We start from the raw sequence: 15,238 nt of genomic DNA on the forward strand, positions 1-15,238 counted from the left end.
CCCGTCACGCGCCACCAGCAAGGCCGCGCGCGGCCGGAAGCGTCATAACAGTCGCACGGATCGGATGCTATGATGACCCAATCGGGTCCATCTCCACTCCCATGCGTATCATCCTGATCACCGGCATCTCGGGTTCCGGCAAGTCGGTGGCGCTCAATGCGCTCGAAGACGTCGGCTACTTCTGCGTGGACAATCTGCCTCCGCGCTTTCTGCCGCAACTCGCGCAATATCTGTCCGAAGACGGCTACGAGCGTCTCGCGGTGGCCATCGACGCGCGCTCGAGTTCGTCGTTCGACGACATGCCGGAGATGATCCGCGACCTCGCGCGCCGTCACGACGTGCGCGTGCTGTTTCTGAACGCCAGCACGCAGTCGCTCATCCAGCGCTTTTCCGAAACGCGCCGCCGTCATCCGCTCTCGGGTTCGGTCGCGCACGACGCCAACGTCGGCATGCTCAAGTCGCTCGAAGAAGCCATCGAGCACGAGCGCGAACTCGTCGCGAATCTCGCGGAATTCGGTCATCAGGTCGACACCAGCAATCTCAGCGCAAATTCGCTGCGCCAGTGGGTGAAGGTGTTCGTCGAAGGCGAACGCGGCTCGCTGATGCTCACCTTCGAATCGTTCGGCTTCAAGCGCGGCGTGCCGCTCGACGCGGACTTCGTGTTCGACGTGCGCACGCTGCCGAATCCGCATTACGACGCGCGCCTGCGGCCGCTTACCGGCCTCGATCAGCCCGTGATCGACTTTCTGAAGGCGCAACCGGCCGTCCACGAAATGATCGCCGACATCGGGGCGTTCGTCGCGAAATGGCTGCCGCATTTCCGTAACGACAACCGCAGTTACCTGACCATTGCGATCGGCTGCACGGGCGGCCAGCATCGTTCGGTCTTTATTGCCCAGACGCTCGCCACGCGCTTCGCCGGCGAGTCGAACGTGATCGTGCGTCATCGCGATGCGCCTCTCGACGTCGGAGAGTCGTCCCGCCTGATCGCCTGACCGGCCGCATCGCGCGGCCTTTTACCGAAAGCGTTGCGCCATGCCCTCGACTCCTGCCGTGCTTGCCGATTTGCCGCTCTTTCCGCTGCATACGGTGCTGTTCCCCGGCGGCTTGCTGCCGCTGAAGATCTTCGAAGCGCGTTATCTGGACATGGCGCGCGAATGTCTGCGCGAGGAATCGCCGTTCGGCGTGTGTCTGCTGAAAAGCGGCGGCGAGGTCGCGCAACCCGACGAAACCGCCGTGCCCGAAGCCGTGGGCTGTCTCGCGCGCATCGAGCAATGCGATGTGGAAACCTTCGGCATGCTGCTGATCCGCGCGCACGGCACGCAGCGTTTTCGCCTGCTCTCGCACCGCGTGCAGCCCGACGGCCTGCTCGTCGGCATGGCCGAACTGCTGCCCGAAGACATCCCGCTCGAAGGCTCCGATCATCTCGCGCGTTTTGGCGCATGCGCGGAAGTGCTGGAGCGCATCATCGCGACCCTCCGCGAACGCGATCCGTCGAGCGTGCCGTTCGCCGAGCCGTTCCGTTTCGACGATCCGTCCTGGGTCTCGAACCGTCTCGCCGAAGTGCTGCCGATCGCCCTGCGCGCGCGCCAGAAGCTGATGGAACTGGACGACGCCAGCGCGCGCATCGACGTCGTGCATCACTACATGCAGCAGCATCAGTTGCTCTGATGCCGCAGTGATCCGCGCGGCGTTTCCGGGTTAGATCAGCGAACCGCGCAATCCGTCGAGCAGCTTGCGCACCGGCGCGGGCATGCCATAGGCGTCGATCTCGCGCAGCGCGACCCACGCCGTTTCCCCATCCTGCGCGACGAGCGCACCGCCCTTGCGCGCGTCGAGTTCAACGACGCGCGGCTCGATGTCGAGCTTGAAATGCGTGAAAGTGTGTTGGAGCGACGCGAGCGCCGACGCCTTCGCGCCCTGCGCGCCATATCCGTCGGCGCGCGCGGCCAGCGCGGCTTCGTCGGCGGCTTCGGGCAGGCTCCACAGGCCGCCCCAGATGCCCGAAGGCGGACGCTTTTCCAGCATCACCGCGTCGCCGTCGAGCAGGATCAGCATCCACGTCTGACGCGTGGGCACCGCCTTTTTCGGCCGCGAGGCGGGCAACTGGCGTTGCCGGTTCGTCGTCTTCGCCACGCAATCGGAGGCGAACGGGCAGCGCTCGCAGTCGGGCTTGCCGCGCGTGCAGAGCGTCGCGCCCAGATCCATCAGACCTTGCGTGTAGGCGCTCACGTCGGCGTCGGTGGCGTCGGCGCCCGGCACGAGCGATTCGGCGAGCGTCCACATCGCGTTTTCCACGCGCTTCTCGCCCGGAAAGCCTTCCACGCCGAACACGCGCGCGAGCACGCGCTTCACGTTGCCGTCGAGAATCGTCGCGCGCGCGCCGAACGCGAACGAGGCGATCGCGGCGGCGGTCGAGCGGCCGATGCCGGGCAGCTCCGCGAGTCCTTCGACCGTCGACGGAAATTGTCCGCCATGGCTCTCGGCGACCACCTGCGCGCAGCGATGCAGATTGCGCGCGCGCGTGTAGTAGCCGAGCCCGGCCCACAGCGCCATCACGTCGTCGGCGGGCGCGGCGGCGAGCGCCTCGACCGTCGGAAAGCGATCGAGAAAGCGCGCGTAGTACGGAATCACGGTGGAAACCTGCGTCTGCTGCAGCATGATTTCCGAGAGCCAGATGCGGTACGGGTCGCGCGTGTTCTGCCACGGCAGGTCGTGACGGCCGTGTTCGCGCTGCCACGCGACCAGGCGCGGCGCGAAGCTCGCGAGCAGTTCGGCGGAATAAGTGGATTGCAGCGCGTCGGGCGCGGGCTTTGCGGAGGTCTTGAGATACATGAACGGACTGACGGATCAGCGCTGACAGCGCGGACAGAAATAGGTCGACCGCTGGCCTTGCACGATCTGTTTGATCGGCGTGCCGCACACACGGCAGGGCTGGCCCGCGCGGTCGTAAACGAAGTATTCGAGCTGGAAATAGCCGCTTTCGCCATTGCTGCCGACGAAGTCGCGCAAGGTGCTGCCGCCTTTTTCGATGGCCGAGGCGAGCACGGCGCGCACGGCGTCGGCGAGCAGTTCGTAGCGCGCGAGCGAGACGCGTCCGGCGGCCGTGGTCGGCCGGATACCGGCGCGAAAGAGACTTTCCGACGCGTAGATATTGCCCACGCCCACGACGATGTCACCGGCCAGCAGCGCCTGCTTCACCGACACCTTGCGCCCGCGCGTCTCGCGAAACAGCAACGCGCCGTCGAAGGCGGGCGTGAATGGCTCGATGCCGAGGTTCGCGAGCAGCGGATGGCCGAGCACGTCGCCGTCCTCGCGCGCGTGCCAGAGCACGGCGCCAAAGCGGCGCGGATCGCGAAAACGCAAGGTGAAGTCGTCGAACAGCCAGTCGATGTGATCGTGCTTTTCCGCAACCGGCGGCTTCGGAAGATTACGTAACACGCGCAGGGTGCCGGCCATGCCAAGATGCACGATGAACCAGCCGTCTTCGACCTCGAACAGCAGATATTTGCCGCGTCGTCCAACTGAACGGACCGTGCGACCGCGCAGTATGCGCGCAAGCGAGGCCGGCACAGGCCAGCGCAGCGAGCCGTTGCGCACGTCGACACGCTCCACGCGACGGCCCGCGACCCACGGCTCGATGCCACGGCGGGTCACTTCAACTTCTGGCAACTCTGGCATCTTTAATCAGTTTGTGAGGTTGGGCTGGGAAAATGGCGGACAGCGCGGTGCACAGCGCGACGCAGCATGGTCGCCAGGCCCGGCGACCGCGCGGGGCTGGTCTGCAACTTGCGTCATCGTCGTGCGCGTATTGTAGCCAGCGCGTTACAATCGACCGAAACATTCGACGGAATTCCATGGAACTGTCTTTCGTAAAGCTGTTTGCGAAGCGCCTGCCCCACGCGGCGCCGCGTCTGCGCAAAACGTTCGAACTCCGCGCGTTCGGCCCCCGGAAACTGATCGGCGCCGCCGTGCTCGCAGCCTGGGCGCTGAGCACGTCGAGCGCGTACGCGCAGGATCCGTCCCCCGACACGGACGACACTTCCGTGACCATGCCGGACGCGTTCGGCCCCGCGACGGCGGACGAAAAGAAGGATCTGCCCGCGATTCCGCTCACGAGCCAGATCACCTTCCAGGTGCTCGCCGCTGAAATCGCGCTCCAGCGCGACCAGCCCGCGCCCGCCTATCAGACGTATCTTGCGCTCGCACGCGATACGCACGATCCGCGCATGGCGCAGCGTGCAACGGAAATCGCGCTCGCGGCGCAAAGCCCGACCGACGCGCTCACCGCCGTGCAGCTCTGGCAGCAATACGCGCCCGACTCGGAGCGCGCCGCGCAACTCGACGCCTCGCTGCTCGTGCTCGCCGGCAAGCCCGCCGACGCGCAGCCGCTGCTCGCGCGCGAGCTGGCCCGCGTGCCGGCCGACAGCCGCGGCCCGGCCATCCTCTCGCTGCAACTGCTGCTTTCGCGCGGCCCGAACCGCTCCGGCGGTCTCGACGTGCTCAAGGCGCTGCTCGTCAACGACATGGACCGCCCCGAAGCGCAACTCGCCATTGGCCGTCAGCAACTGCTCGCCGACGACGTGCCCGGCGCACGCAAGTCGTTCGAACAGGCGCTCGCGAAGAAGAGCGACTACCTGCCCGCCGCGCTGATGCTCGTGCAAATGGGCCCGGAGGAGCGCGCCGAAGGCATTGCGGCCATCGAGCAGTACGTCAAGCAGAATCCGAAGTCGCGCGACGGCCACCTTGCGCTCGCACAGACCTACCTCGCGGCCAACCGTCTCGACGACGCGCAGAAGCAGTTTGAAATCCTGCACAAGTCCAAGCCGGACGACCTGATGCCGATGATGGCGCTCGCGCTCATCGACGTGCAGCAGAAGAAGTACGACGACGCGAAGAAGTATCTGGTTCAGTACGCGCAGGCGGCCGAAAAGGTCACGGGCGGCGACCCGGGCCAGGCCTACATCTACCTCGCGCAATTGTCGGCTGAACAGAAGGACGACGCGGGCGCCGATGCCTGGCTGAACAAGATCGGCCCGACCAGCCAGCAATACGTGCCGGCGCAGGTGATGCGCGCGCAACTGCTCGACAAGCAGGGCAAGGTCGACGACGCGCGACGCCTGCTCGCGGGCATCCAGAGCGACGATCCGCGCGACCAGTCGCTGATCGCCCGCACGGACGCCTCGATCCTGTTCGACGCGAAGCGTTATCCGGAAGCCGAAGCGCGCCTCGCGAAGGCCACCGCCGACTTCCCTGACGACCCCGATCTCACCTACGACTACGCGATGGCCGCCGAAAAGAACGGTCACTACGAAGTCATGGAAGCGCAGTTGCGCAAGCTGATCAAGACGCAGCCCGACAATCCGCAGGCCTACAACGCGCTCGGCTATTCGCTCGCCGACCGTAACCAGCGCCTGCCGGAAGCCGACCGTCTGGTCGAGAAGGCTTCGGCGCTCGCCCCCGACGACGCGTTCATCATGGACAGCGTGGGCTGGGTCAAGTACCGCATGGGCGACAACGCCGACGCCATCAAGCTGCTGCGCAAGGCTTACAGCATGCAGCCGAACGCCGAAATCGGCGCGCATCTGGGTGAAGTGCTGTGGAAGAACGGCGACCAGGACGGCGCACGTCAGGCCTGGCGCGAAGCCCGCAAGCTCGAACCCGACAACGACACGCTCCTGAAGACGCTCCAGCGCCTCCAGGTCAACGATCTCTGATGGCCGATTCCCGACTCAGCATCCGTTCCGCCATGTTGCGCCCCGTATTGCGCCCTGCGCTGCGCCTCGCGCCGGGCGCGGCGCTCGCCGCGCTGCTCGCCCTCGCGGGCTGCGCGACGCAGGCGCCGCACGAGCCGTCCACGGCGCGCGCCACAACCTCGCTCACCACGCAGACGAACCGCGCCTATCACGGCCGTTTTGCCGTGCAGTACAACGACCAGAACGGCCAGCAGCGCAACGCGTACGGCAATTTCGACTGGCGTCAGACCGACTCCACCGTGACCTTGCAGTTGCTCAATCCGCTCGGATCGACGCTCGCGATCGTCACGTCGGCGCCGTCGCAGGCCACGCTCGAACTGCCGAACAAGCCGCCGCTCACCGCCGACAACGTCGGCACGCTGATGCAGCAGGCGCTCGGCTTCGCGCTGCCGGTCGAAGGTCTGCGCTACTGGCTGCAACCGTCGGTCGCGCCCAGTTCGCGCGCGCATACGAGCGCCGACCCGCAGAACCCGCAACGTCTTTCGCAGATCGAGCAGGACGGCTGGACCATCGACTACATCGCTTACGCGGACGCTCCCGCGACCGGCGTCAAGCGCGTGAATCTCACCCGCGAAGATCCGCCGCTTCAGATCAAGCTCGTGCTCGACCAGTAAAATCCAGCACGACACGACCGTCGCGCGGCCCGCCGCACGACGGTCAGGCAAGCCTCAACGCACCATGACCGAAACTCAAGACTCGCTGCGCGACTGCCTCGCGCCCGCGAAACTCAATCTCTTCCTGCACATCACGGGCCGCCGTCCGAATGGCTATCACGATCTGCAGACCGTGTTCCAGTTGCTCGACTGGGGCGATACGCTGCATTTCACGCGCCGCCACGACGGCCGCATCACGCGCACCGTCGAAGTCGAAGGCGTGCCGGCCGAACACGATCTCACCGTGCGCGCGGCCAAGCTGCTCAAGGAGCACACGGGTACGCAGGAAGGCGTCGAGATCGACATCGAAAAGCGTCTGCCGATGGGCGCCGGTCTCGGCGGCGGCAGCTCCGATGCGGCCACCACGCTGCTCGCGCTGAACCGCCTCTGGAAGCTCAATCTGCCGCGCCTCGAATTGCAGGAACTGGCACTGAAACTGGGCGCCGATGTGCCCTTCTTCGTGTTCGGGAAAAATGCATTTGCGGAGGGTGTTGGCGAGGCGCTGGAATGTGTACAATTGCCCCCGCGTCATTTTCTGGTTGTGACGCCGCAGGTTCATGTTCCTACCGCTGAAATTTTTTCAGAAAAGTCGTTGACAAGGGACACAGAGACCTGCACAATAGCAGTCTTTCTTGCACAGCAAGCAGCGCAGAACGGATGGCCAGACAGTTTCGGCCGGAACGATATGCAAGCGGTTGTCGCAGGAAAATACGCGGAAGTAGCGCAGGTGATCAAGTGGTTCGAGAACATCTCGAGCAGCACAACACCGGCGCGGATGACCGGATCGGGTGCAAGCGTTTTCGCAGCATTCACCAGTCGGGCCGAAGCAGAAACGGTGCAAGCCAAACTGCAAGCGGAACACCCAACCTGGAGAAGCGCGGTAGCCTCGAGTCTGGACACGCATCCACTCTTCACTTTCGCGTCATAGTTTTGCGTGGCTGATCGCTCTACCGGTCAGTCAGGCTAGAAGTTGAGTGTAGGGGAGTCGCCAAGTTGGTCAAGGCACCGGATTTTGATTCCGGCATGCGAGGGTTCGAGTCCTTCCTCCCCTGCCAAAAATTCTAAAAGCAGTTCGCCCAAGTAGTTCCTCTCGCCCCCCCAAAGTCCGCAGCAGGTGCATGATGAGCAGCCATGACGGCCTGATGGTTTTTACTGGCAACGCAAATCCCGCGCTTGCACAGGAAGTCGTCAAGATCCTCGGTATTCCCCTCGGCAAGGCTATGGTTAGCCGCTTCTCCGACGGTGAAATCCAGGTCGAAATCCAGGAAAACGTGCGTGGCAAGGACGTCTTCGTCCTCCAGTCCACCTGCGCGCCGACCAACGACAACCTCATGGAACTGATGATCATGGTCGATGCGCTCAAGCGCGCATCCGCAGGCCGGATCACTGCAGCCATCCCCTACTTCGGCTATGCCCGTCAAGACCGCCGCCCCCGTTCGGCGCGCGTCGCCATCTCGGCGAAGGTCGTGGCGAACATGCTGGAAATCGCGGGCGTCGAGCGGATCATCACGATGGATCTGCACGCTGACCAGATCCAGGGCTTCTTCGATATTCCCGTCGACAACATCTACGCAACGCCCGTGCTGCTCGGCGATCTGCGCAAGCAGAACTACGAGAACCTGCTGGTCGTTTCGCCGGACGTCGGCGGCGTGGTGCGCGCCCGTGCGCTCGCCAAGCAACTCGGCTGCGATCTCGCGATCATCGACAAGCGTCGTCCGAAGGCGAACGTCGCCGAAGTGATGAACATCATCGGTGAAGTCGAAGGCCGCACCTGCGTGATCATGGACGACATGGTCGACACCGCCGGCACGCTCTGCAAGGCAGCGCAAGTGCTGAAGGAACGCGGCGCAAAGCAGGTCTTCGCTTACGCCACGCACCCGGTTCTCTCGGGTGGCGCTGGCGAGCGTATCGCAGCTTCCGCACTGGACGAACTGGTCGTCACCGACACGATTCCGCTGGGCGCAGAAGCCCGCGCGTGCTCGAAGATCCGCGCGCTCACCAGCGCCGGCCTGCTCGCGGAGACGTTCTCGCGTATCCGCCGCGGCGACTCGGTGATGTCGCTGTTCGCAGAAAGCTAAAAAGAATTGACGCGCAAAGCGCGGTGTTCGCGAGAATGCCGCGCTTTTGCACGTAATCGGCGCGAACGGACGAAGGTTCGTGCTGCATCGCTGGGGGCCAGAAGACAGCCGTGCTGTCGACAAGGCCCCGTTTTACTGCCTGGTCGCGGGCAGTGCATTGGAGAATCACATGAAAGTCATCGCTTTCGAGCGTAACCTGCAAGGTACGGGTGCGAGCCGCCGCCTGCGCATCGCTGGCAAGACCCCTGGCATCGTTTACGGTGTCGGTTCGGAACCCCAGCTGGTCGAACTCGACCACAACGCGCTGTGGCACGCCCTGAAGAAGGAATCCTTCCACTCGTCGATCCTCGAGCTCGAAGTGGCAGGCAAGTCGCAACAGGTTCTGCTGCGCGACGTGCAATACCACCCGTTCCGTCAGCTCGTGCTGCACGTGGACTTCCAGCGCGTGGACCCGAACAAGAAGATCCACACGAAGGTGCCCCTGCACTTCATGAACCAGGAAACCAACCCGGCCGTCAAGCTGGGTGGCGCGATCATCTCGCACGTCCTCGCGGAAATCGAAGTGGTTTGCCTGCCGGGCCAACTGCCGGAATTCCTCGAAGTCGACCTGGCGAAGATCGAAGCCGGTCAATCGCTGCACGCCAAGGACATCACGCTGCCGGCAGGTGTGACGCTGGTTCCGCACATCGAAGCGGAAAACCCGGTCGTCGCGTCGGCACCGGTGCCGGCTGGCGCACAAGCCGCTGCTGAAGGCGAAGCAGCAGCTGAATAAGCTGCGGCAACAAGCCGATCCTCTCGATCCGTCTCAATAGAGACGGTCGACGTGACCCGCCGCGGTTCGCCCCGGCGGGTTTTTTTTCGCACTCTTTCATACACTTCCGTACACTTGCGGATCACGCTCCGGCCGCTGGCCGTCGAGCCTTCAGCGATTTTGCAGGCGGAAACACCACCATGATCAGGTTGATCGTCGGGCTCGGCAATCCGGGCGCCGAATATACGGCGACGCGCCACAACGCGGGCTTCTGGCTCGTGGACCAGCTCGCGCGCGACGCCGGCACGACGCTGCGCGACGAGCGCCGCTTTCACGGCCACTACGCGAAGGCGCGCCTCTACGGCGAGGAAGTGCATCTGCTCGAACCGCAGACCTATATGAACCGCTCGGGCCAGTCGGTCGTCGCGGTCGCGAACTTCTTCAAGATCCTGCCCGACGAGATCCTCGTCGCGCACGACGAACTCGATCTGCCGCCCGGCACCGTGAAGCTCAAGCTCGGCGGCGGCAGCGGCGGCCACAACGGCCTGAAGGACATTTCCGCGCATCTGTCGACGCAGCAATACTGGCGACTGCGCATCGGCATCGGCCATCCGCGCGATCTGATTCCCGAAGGCGCGCGCGCGGGCGCCAAGCCCGACGTGGCGAACTTCGTGCTCAAGCCGCCGCGCCGCGAAGAGCAGGACGTGATCGATGCGTCGATCGAGCGCTCGCTCGCGATCATGCCCACCTTCGTGAAGGGCGAAACCGAGCGCGCCGTGATGCTGCTGCATCGCAACGGCTGAAGTCGGCGTTGCGCGGATAACCTTGCGTCAAGGTGCGCGCCGTGCGTCACGCGCGGCTGCACAAGTCTTATCGAATGAGTGAAGGAGAGCGTCTTGAGTCGTTTCTGGAGTGACATCGTCCACCGTCTCGTACCGTACGTGCCCGGCGAACAGCCGGCGCTCGCGCATCCGGTGAAGCTCAACACCAACGAGAATCCCTACCCGCCCTCGCCGCGCGTGCTCGACGCGATCCGCGCCGAACTGGGCGAGCACAGCGAGTCGCTGCGCCGCTATCCCGATCCGGTCGCGAAGAATCTGCGCACCGCCGTGGCCGCGCATCACGGTCTGCGCGCCGATCAGGTGTTCGTGGGCAATGGCTCCGACGAAGTGCTCGCGCACGCGTTCCTCGCGCTGCTCAAGCACGACCAGCCGATTCTCTTTCCCGATATCACCTACAGCTTTTATCCGACCTACGCGCGGCTCTACGAAGTCGAGTACCGCACGGTGCCGCTCGACGAACAATTCCAGATTCGCGTGGACGACTATCTGCAGCCGAACGGCGGCGTGATCTTCCCGAATCCGAATGCGCCGACCGGCCATGCGCTGCCGCTCGCCGAGATCGAGCGCGTGGTCGCGGGCAATCCGGATTCGGTCGTGATCGTCGACGAAGCGTATGTGGATTTCGGCGCCGAGTCGGCCATCGCGCTGATCGACCGCTATCCGAATCTGCTCGTCGTGCATACGACCTCGAAGTCGCGTTCGCTCGCGGGCATGCGCGTGGGCTTTGCGTTCGGTCACGCCGATCTGATCGACGCGCTCAACCGCGTGAAGGACAGCTTCAACTCGTATCCGCTCGATCGGCTGGCGCAGGCCGCCGGCGTGGCCGCCTACGAGGACGTGGCGTATTTCCGCTCGACCTGCGAACGCGTGATCGCGAGCCGCACGCGCCTGAATGCGGCGCTCGAGGCGCTGGGCTTCGAGGTCGTGCCGTCGGCGGCGAACTTCGTGTTCGCGAAGCATCCGAAGCACGACGCGGCCGACATTGCCGCGAAGCTGCGCGAAAAGGAAATCTTCGTGCGCCATTTCAAGCTGCCGCGTATCGATCAGCATCTGCGTATCTCGATTGGCACCGACGCGGAATGCGATACGCTCGTCGAGGCGCTCAAAGCCATCGTTGCCTGAGCCTCGCTGTGAGCCTCGCTGTGAGCCTCGCTGTGAGCCTCGCTGTGAGCCTCGCTGTGAGCCTCGCTGTGAGCCTCGTTGGCCGCACATAAAAGCCAGGCATAAAAAAACGCGCCCTCGGGCGCGTTTTTCGTTTGCAGCGTCGTCGTTGCGAGCAGACTACGGGCGGGCTGTGAAGCTCAGGCGTCCTTCGCCGCCGTCAGCGTCTCGTACTTCCGCATCAGCTGCTCCTGCGTTTCGAGGTGCTCGGGATTCTTCGGGATGCACTCCACCGGACACACCTGAATGCACTGCGGCTCGTCGAAATGGCCGACGCACTCCGTGCACTTGTTCGGGTCGATCACGTAGATTTCCGGGCCCATCGAAATGGCGTCGTTCGGGCACTCGGGCTCGCAGACGTCGCAATTGATGCACTCGTCGGTAATCATCAGGGCCATACTTCTCTCGCGTTTCCCTTCAAAAACAAGACATTATAGCGCCGCGGCCCCGCGCCTGCCGACCCTCGCGAGGCTCAGGCCTTCGCGGGTGCGCCGCCCTGCGACGCCACCTTGTCCTGCAGGCGCTTTTCCACCGACGGGAACACGAACTTGCTGACATCGCCGCCCAACTGGGCGATTTCGCGCACGATCGTGCCCGAAATGAACTGATACTGATCCGACGGCGTCATGAACATGGTTTCGACGTCGGGCAGCAGATAGCGGTTCATGCCCGCCATCTGAAACTCGTACTCGAAGTCGGAAACCGCGCGCAGGCCGCGCACGATCACGCGCGCGTTGTTGCTGCGCACGAAGTCCTTCAGCAGACCCTTGAAGCTCATGACCTGAACGTTGGGATAGTGGCCGAGCACCTCATGCGCAATTTCTAGCCGCTCGTCGAGCGTGAAGAACGGCTTCTTGTTGCGACTGTCGGCGACACCGACCACCAGCGTGTCGAAAATGCTCGACGCGCGCCGCACGAGATCTTCGTGACCACGCGTGAGCGGATCGAACGTACCGGGGTACACGGCGACTACCATGAGGCTTCTCCTCTCAACAGAAATGGGGCGCAAACCGTTGCGAAAACGGCGGTCAAAACATCGGCCAAAACAGTGTGCGCTCGGGCGTGCGCGGCACGAAAACCGTCCGCCCGTTTTTTATCGAACCTTATCGAACGCGCATTATTCCTCATTTTCGCGTTGCAGCAAATGATAGCGGACGGCCCCCGCCTTGCCCTCGCGCGCGACGCGCCAGCCCGCCAGCGCAGGCTGCGCGCCCGGATCGACGGCTTCGCCGGATTCGACATAGAGCCAGCCGTCGGGCGCGACGAGCGGCGCCGCGAGTTCGAGCGCACGCGCGAGCAGCGCGGCGTCGCCGAACGGCGGATCGATGAACACCACGTCGAACGAGCCCGGCGGCAGGTTCGCGGCGAGGCGCAGCGCGTCGGCTTCCGCGATTTCGATCACGCGGGCGCCGAGACGCTCCTGATTCGCGCGCAGTTGCGCGGCGGCGCGCGCGCTGCGCTCGACCATCACCACGCGCGCAGCGCCGCGCGACGCGGCCTCGAAGCCGAGCGCGCCGCTGCCGGCGAACAGGTCGAGACAGCGCAGGCCGTCCAGACGCTGGCCGAGCCAGTTGAACAGGGTTTCGCGTACGCGGTCGGGCGTGGGGCGCAGGCCGTCGAGATCGAGCACGGGCAGCGGCGTGCGCTTCCAGTCGCCGCCGATAATGCGGATCGTGTGCGTGCCGCCGCGCGCGGGTGGCGCGGAACGTGCGCCCTGCGGGCGTGAAGAAGATGAACGGGCCATGCGTGTGTACTGTGTGAATCGAGGTTGAATCGTCGCAACCGGATCGCCACTGCGCAATCCGGTGGGATGCGAACCGGTGATCTGAACCGGCGAAGCAAACCGGGCTGCCAGGCGCGACGCAGAGGCCGCCCGGCCAATCCGCGAACGTTACCACAGCGCCGCGCGCGCGCCGGAAGCCTGCGGCAAGGACGCGCCCTATGCCGCCTGATAAAATGTCGTGTTTTCCACGCGTTGCATGCTGAAATGACGTCGATGACCGTCCCTCGGTCAGACCGGCAGCGCGATCCCACCACGCCACAGATCATGTTCAGTTTCTTCAAACGACTCCGCGGCGACAAGAACGCGGAGAACGAGCAGGCCGAAACCGCCGCTCCCGAGGCCGACGCCGCACGCGACGAAGCGCCTGCGGCGCCGCGCGCGCCGGCCGCGCCCGCAGAGTCCAAAGCACCGCCCGCTGCCGCCCGCACGTTCGAGGCCGTCGAAATCGTCCCGCCGCCCGCGCTCGACGCCACCGCGAAGAAGTCGTGGCTGACGCGCCTGAAGTCGGGCCTGTCGAAAACGGGTTCGAACATCCAGAGCATCTTCGTCAACGCGAAGATCGACGACGATCTCTACGAGGAGCTGGAAACCGCGCTGCTGATGTCGGACGCGGGTGTCGACGCCACCGAATATCTGCTCGAAACGCTGCGCCAGAAGGTGCGCGCCGAACGCCTGACCGAAGCGCAGCAGGTGAAAACCGCGCTGCGTCAGTTGCTGATCGACCTGCTCAAGCCGCTCGAAAAGTCGCTGATGCTGGGCCGCGCGCAACCGCTCGTCATGATGATCGCGGGCGTGAACGGCGCGGGCAAGACCACCAGCATCGGCAAGCTCGCCAAGCATCTGCAGAGCTTCGACCAGAGCGTGCTGCTGGCCGCCGGCGACACGTTCCGCGCCGCCGCGCGCGAGCAGCTCACCATCTGGGGCGAGCGCAACAACGTGACGGTCGTGCAGCAGGAAAGCGGCGACCCGGCCGCGGTGATCTTCGACGCCGTGAACGCGGCGCGCGCGCGCGGCATCAACGTGGTGATGGCCGACACGGCCGGCCGCCTGCCCACGCAGCTCCATCTGATGGATGAGCTCAAGAAGGTCAAGCGCGTGATCGGCAAGGCCTTCGACGGCGCGCCGCACGAAGTGCTGCTCGTGATCGACGCGAACACGGGCCAGAATGCACTCACGCAGGTGAAGTCGTTCGATGACGCGCTCGGTCTAACCGGCCTGATCGTCACCAAGCTCGACGGCACCGCGAAGGGCGGCATTCTCGCCGCGATCGCGCGCCAGCGCCCGATTCCGGTGTACTTCATCGGCGTGGGCGAGAAGGTCGAGGATCTGCAGCCGTTCGTGGCCGAAGAATTTGCGGACGCATTGCTCGGCAACTGATCCAGGCGGCGTAAAAGAAAAGGGCATCTCTCTCGCGAGCGATGCCCTTTTTCACGTCATGATCGGCTCATCTGAGCGCAAATCGCCGCGATATCACTCCGAATCGGGCTGCGCGCCCGGCGCCGCGCGCGCGAATGCATCGAGCTGCACGGCGTAATCGTGAATGCGCTGAATGGTCGGAAACCGCGTGGTGTCGACGTTAAAGCGATGCGCATTGTAGATCTGCGGCACGAGGAACAGGTCGGCGAAAGTCGGCGTATCGCCGAAACACAGCTTGCCGGTGCGCGGGTCGCCGGCCAGCCGCGCTTCGAGCGTCTCGAAACCCGCTTCGACCCAGTGCCGGTACCACGCATCCTTCGCCGCGTCGTCCACGCCCAGCGTGCGCTTCAGGTACTTCAGCACGCGCAGGTTGTTCAGCGGATGGATCTCGCAGGCGATCTGCAGCGCAAGCGAACGCACGTGCGCGCGGTCGACGGGCGACTTCGGCAGCAGCGGCGGCTCCGGATGCGTCTCTTCGAGATACTCGATGATCGCGAGCGATTGCTGGATCGCGTGCTGCTCGTCGTCGACGAAGGTCGGCACGATGGCGTCCGGGTTCACCTTGCGGTACTCGGGCTTCAATTGCTCGCCGCCGTCGCGCACCAGATGCACCGGCACGTACTCGTACGACAGATTCTTGAGATTCAACGCAATACGCACGCGATACGACGCCGAACTGCGGAAATAGCTATATAGCTTCATGCTCCTCTCATGCTCCTTGTTTTAGTCGCGCGGTATCGAGCCGCAGCGCGCCGGGCGGGCGCAACGCTGCGTCAGGCCGGTCGCATCGTTCAGGCG

The 15,238-nt window shown here is 64.7% G+C and carries 16 protein-coding genes and 1 tRNA gene; 11 read left to right on the forward strand and 6 right to left on the reverse strand.

The annotated features are described in order from the left end of the window. The first annotated feature begins 101 nt into the window (after positions 1-101). On the forward strand, positions 102-995 hold the full coding sequence (gene rapZ / locus SB764_RS12690) for an RNase adapter RapZ (RefSeq protein ID WP_065062204.1): 894 nt from the start codon (positions 102-104) through the stop codon (positions 993-995). A 40-nt stretch (positions 996-1,035) separates the two neighbouring features. Then, entirely contained in the window at positions 1,036-1,671 is a 636-nt protein-coding gene (locus tag SB764_RS12695) for an LON peptidase substrate-binding domain-containing protein (protein WP_110325383.1), read from the forward strand. 30 nt (positions 1,672-1,701) lie between these two features. On the opposite strand, the gene mutY is transcribed toward SB764_RS12695, so the two are convergent. Both mutY and mutM read right to left on the reverse strand, forming a co-directional pair. Continuing rightward, complete coding sequence (gene mutY / locus SB764_RS12700; RefSeq protein ID WP_321903991.1) at positions 1,702-2,835, reverse strand: A/G-specific adenine glycosylase; 1,134 nt, start codon at positions 2,833-2,835, stop codon at positions 1,702-1,704. 15 nt (positions 2,836-2,850) lie between these two features. Then, the gene (gene mutM, locus SB764_RS12705; RefSeq protein ID WP_410863714.1) at positions 2,851-3,681 is read right to left on the reverse strand and encodes a bifunctional DNA-formamidopyrimidine glycosylase/DNA-(apurinic or apyrimidinic site) lyase; all 831 of its coding nucleotides are present in this window, start codon (positions 3,679-3,681) and stop codon (positions 2,851-2,853) included. A 176-nt stretch (positions 3,682-3,857) separates the two neighbouring features. Here mutM and SB764_RS12710 point away from each other — a divergent pair, with 176 nt between their 5' ends. The 8 genes from SB764_RS12710 (at position 3,858) to hisC (ending at position 11,202) form a co-directional block, all read left to right on the forward strand. Next, entirely contained in the window at positions 3,858-5,717 is a 1,860-nt protein-coding gene (locus SB764_RS12710; protein ID WP_065062198.1) for a tetratricopeptide repeat protein, read from the forward strand. Positions 5,718-5,749: 32 nt separating this feature from the next. Beyond that, positions 5,750-6,370, forward strand: coding sequence for a lipoprotein insertase outer membrane protein LolB (gene lolB / locus SB764_RS12715; RefSeq protein WP_410863888.1), 621 nt, complete (start codon positions 5,750-5,752; stop codon positions 6,368-6,370). Positions 6,371-6,434: 64 nt separating this feature from the next. Then, positions 6,435-7,337 (forward strand): 4-(cytidine 5'-diphospho)-2-C-methyl-D-erythritol kinase, encoded by a 903-nt coding sequence (ispE, locus tag SB764_RS12720; protein ID WP_065062195.1) that lies wholly within the window; start codon positions 6,435-6,437, stop codon positions 7,335-7,337. Between the two features lie 50 nt (positions 7,338-7,387). Continuing rightward, positions 7,388-7,464, forward strand: a tRNA-Gln gene (locus SB764_RS12725). Between the two features lie 66 nt (positions 7,465-7,530). After that, positions 7,531-8,487: a ribose-phosphate pyrophosphokinase gene (locus SB764_RS12730; RefSeq protein WP_027815686.1), complete on the forward strand. Its 957-nt coding sequence runs from the start codon at positions 7,531-7,533 to the stop codon at positions 8,485-8,487. A 169-nt stretch (positions 8,488-8,656) separates the two neighbouring features. Then, positions 8,657-9,259 (forward strand): 50S ribosomal protein L25/general stress protein Ctc, encoded by a 603-nt coding sequence (locus SB764_RS12735; RefSeq protein ID WP_065062193.1) that lies wholly within the window; start codon positions 8,657-8,659, stop codon positions 9,257-9,259. Positions 9,260-9,438: 179 nt separating this feature from the next. Further along, entirely contained in the window at positions 9,439-10,041 is a 603-nt protein-coding gene (pth, locus tag SB764_RS12740; protein WP_065062191.1) for an aminoacyl-tRNA hydrolase, read from the forward strand. Positions 10,042-10,134: 93 nt separating this feature from the next. Next, positions 10,135-11,202 carry a histidinol-phosphate transaminase gene (gene hisC / locus SB764_RS12745; protein ID WP_410863717.1) on the forward strand — a complete coding sequence of 356 codons (1,068 nt, stop codon included), beginning with the start codon at positions 10,135-10,137 and terminating at the stop codon, positions 11,200-11,202. A 179-nt stretch (positions 11,203-11,381) separates the two neighbouring features. Here the strand turns inward: hisC and SB764_RS12750 are convergent, their stop codons facing one another. The 3 genes from SB764_RS12750 to rsmD all read right to left on the reverse strand — a co-directional run bounded on the left by SB764_RS12750 (position 11,382) and on the right by rsmD (position 12,985). Continuing rightward, the gene (locus tag SB764_RS12750; protein ID WP_065062189.1) at positions 11,382-11,639 is read right to left on the reverse strand and encodes a YfhL family 4Fe-4S dicluster ferredoxin; all 258 of its coding nucleotides are present in this window, start codon (positions 11,637-11,639) and stop codon (positions 11,382-11,384) included. Between the two features lie 74 nt (positions 11,640-11,713). Continuing rightward, the gene (coaD, locus tag SB764_RS12755) at positions 11,714-12,217 is read right to left on the reverse strand and encodes a pantetheine-phosphate adenylyltransferase (RefSeq protein WP_065062187.1); all 504 of its coding nucleotides are present in this window, start codon (positions 12,215-12,217) and stop codon (positions 11,714-11,716) included. 141 nt (positions 12,218-12,358) lie between these two features. Next, on the reverse strand, positions 12,359-12,985 hold the full coding sequence (gene rsmD, locus SB764_RS12760; RefSeq protein ID WP_321903988.1) for a 16S rRNA (guanine(966)-N(2))-methyltransferase RsmD: 627 nt from the start codon (positions 12,983-12,985) through the stop codon (positions 12,359-12,361). Between the two features lie 303 nt (positions 12,986-13,288). Here rsmD and ftsY point away from each other — a divergent pair, with 303 nt between their 5' ends. After that, positions 13,289-14,401: a signal recognition particle-docking protein FtsY gene (gene ftsY / locus SB764_RS12765; protein ID WP_110325365.1), complete on the forward strand. Its 1,113-nt coding sequence runs from the start codon at positions 13,289-13,291 to the stop codon at positions 14,399-14,401. 93 nt (positions 14,402-14,494) lie between these two features. On the opposite strand, the gene maiA is transcribed toward ftsY, so the two are convergent. Continuing rightward, entirely contained in the window at positions 14,495-15,142 is a 648-nt protein-coding gene (maiA, locus tag SB764_RS12770) for a maleylacetoacetate isomerase (RefSeq protein ID WP_065062181.1), read from the reverse strand. Positions 15,143-15,238: the final 96 nt, after the last annotated feature.

The organism is Paraburkholderia sp. SIMBA_027 (genome assembly GCF_046535315.1).
GTDB classification, from domain to species: domain Bacteria; phylum Pseudomonadota; class Gammaproteobacteria; order Burkholderiales; family Burkholderiaceae; genus Paraburkholderia; species Paraburkholderia tropica.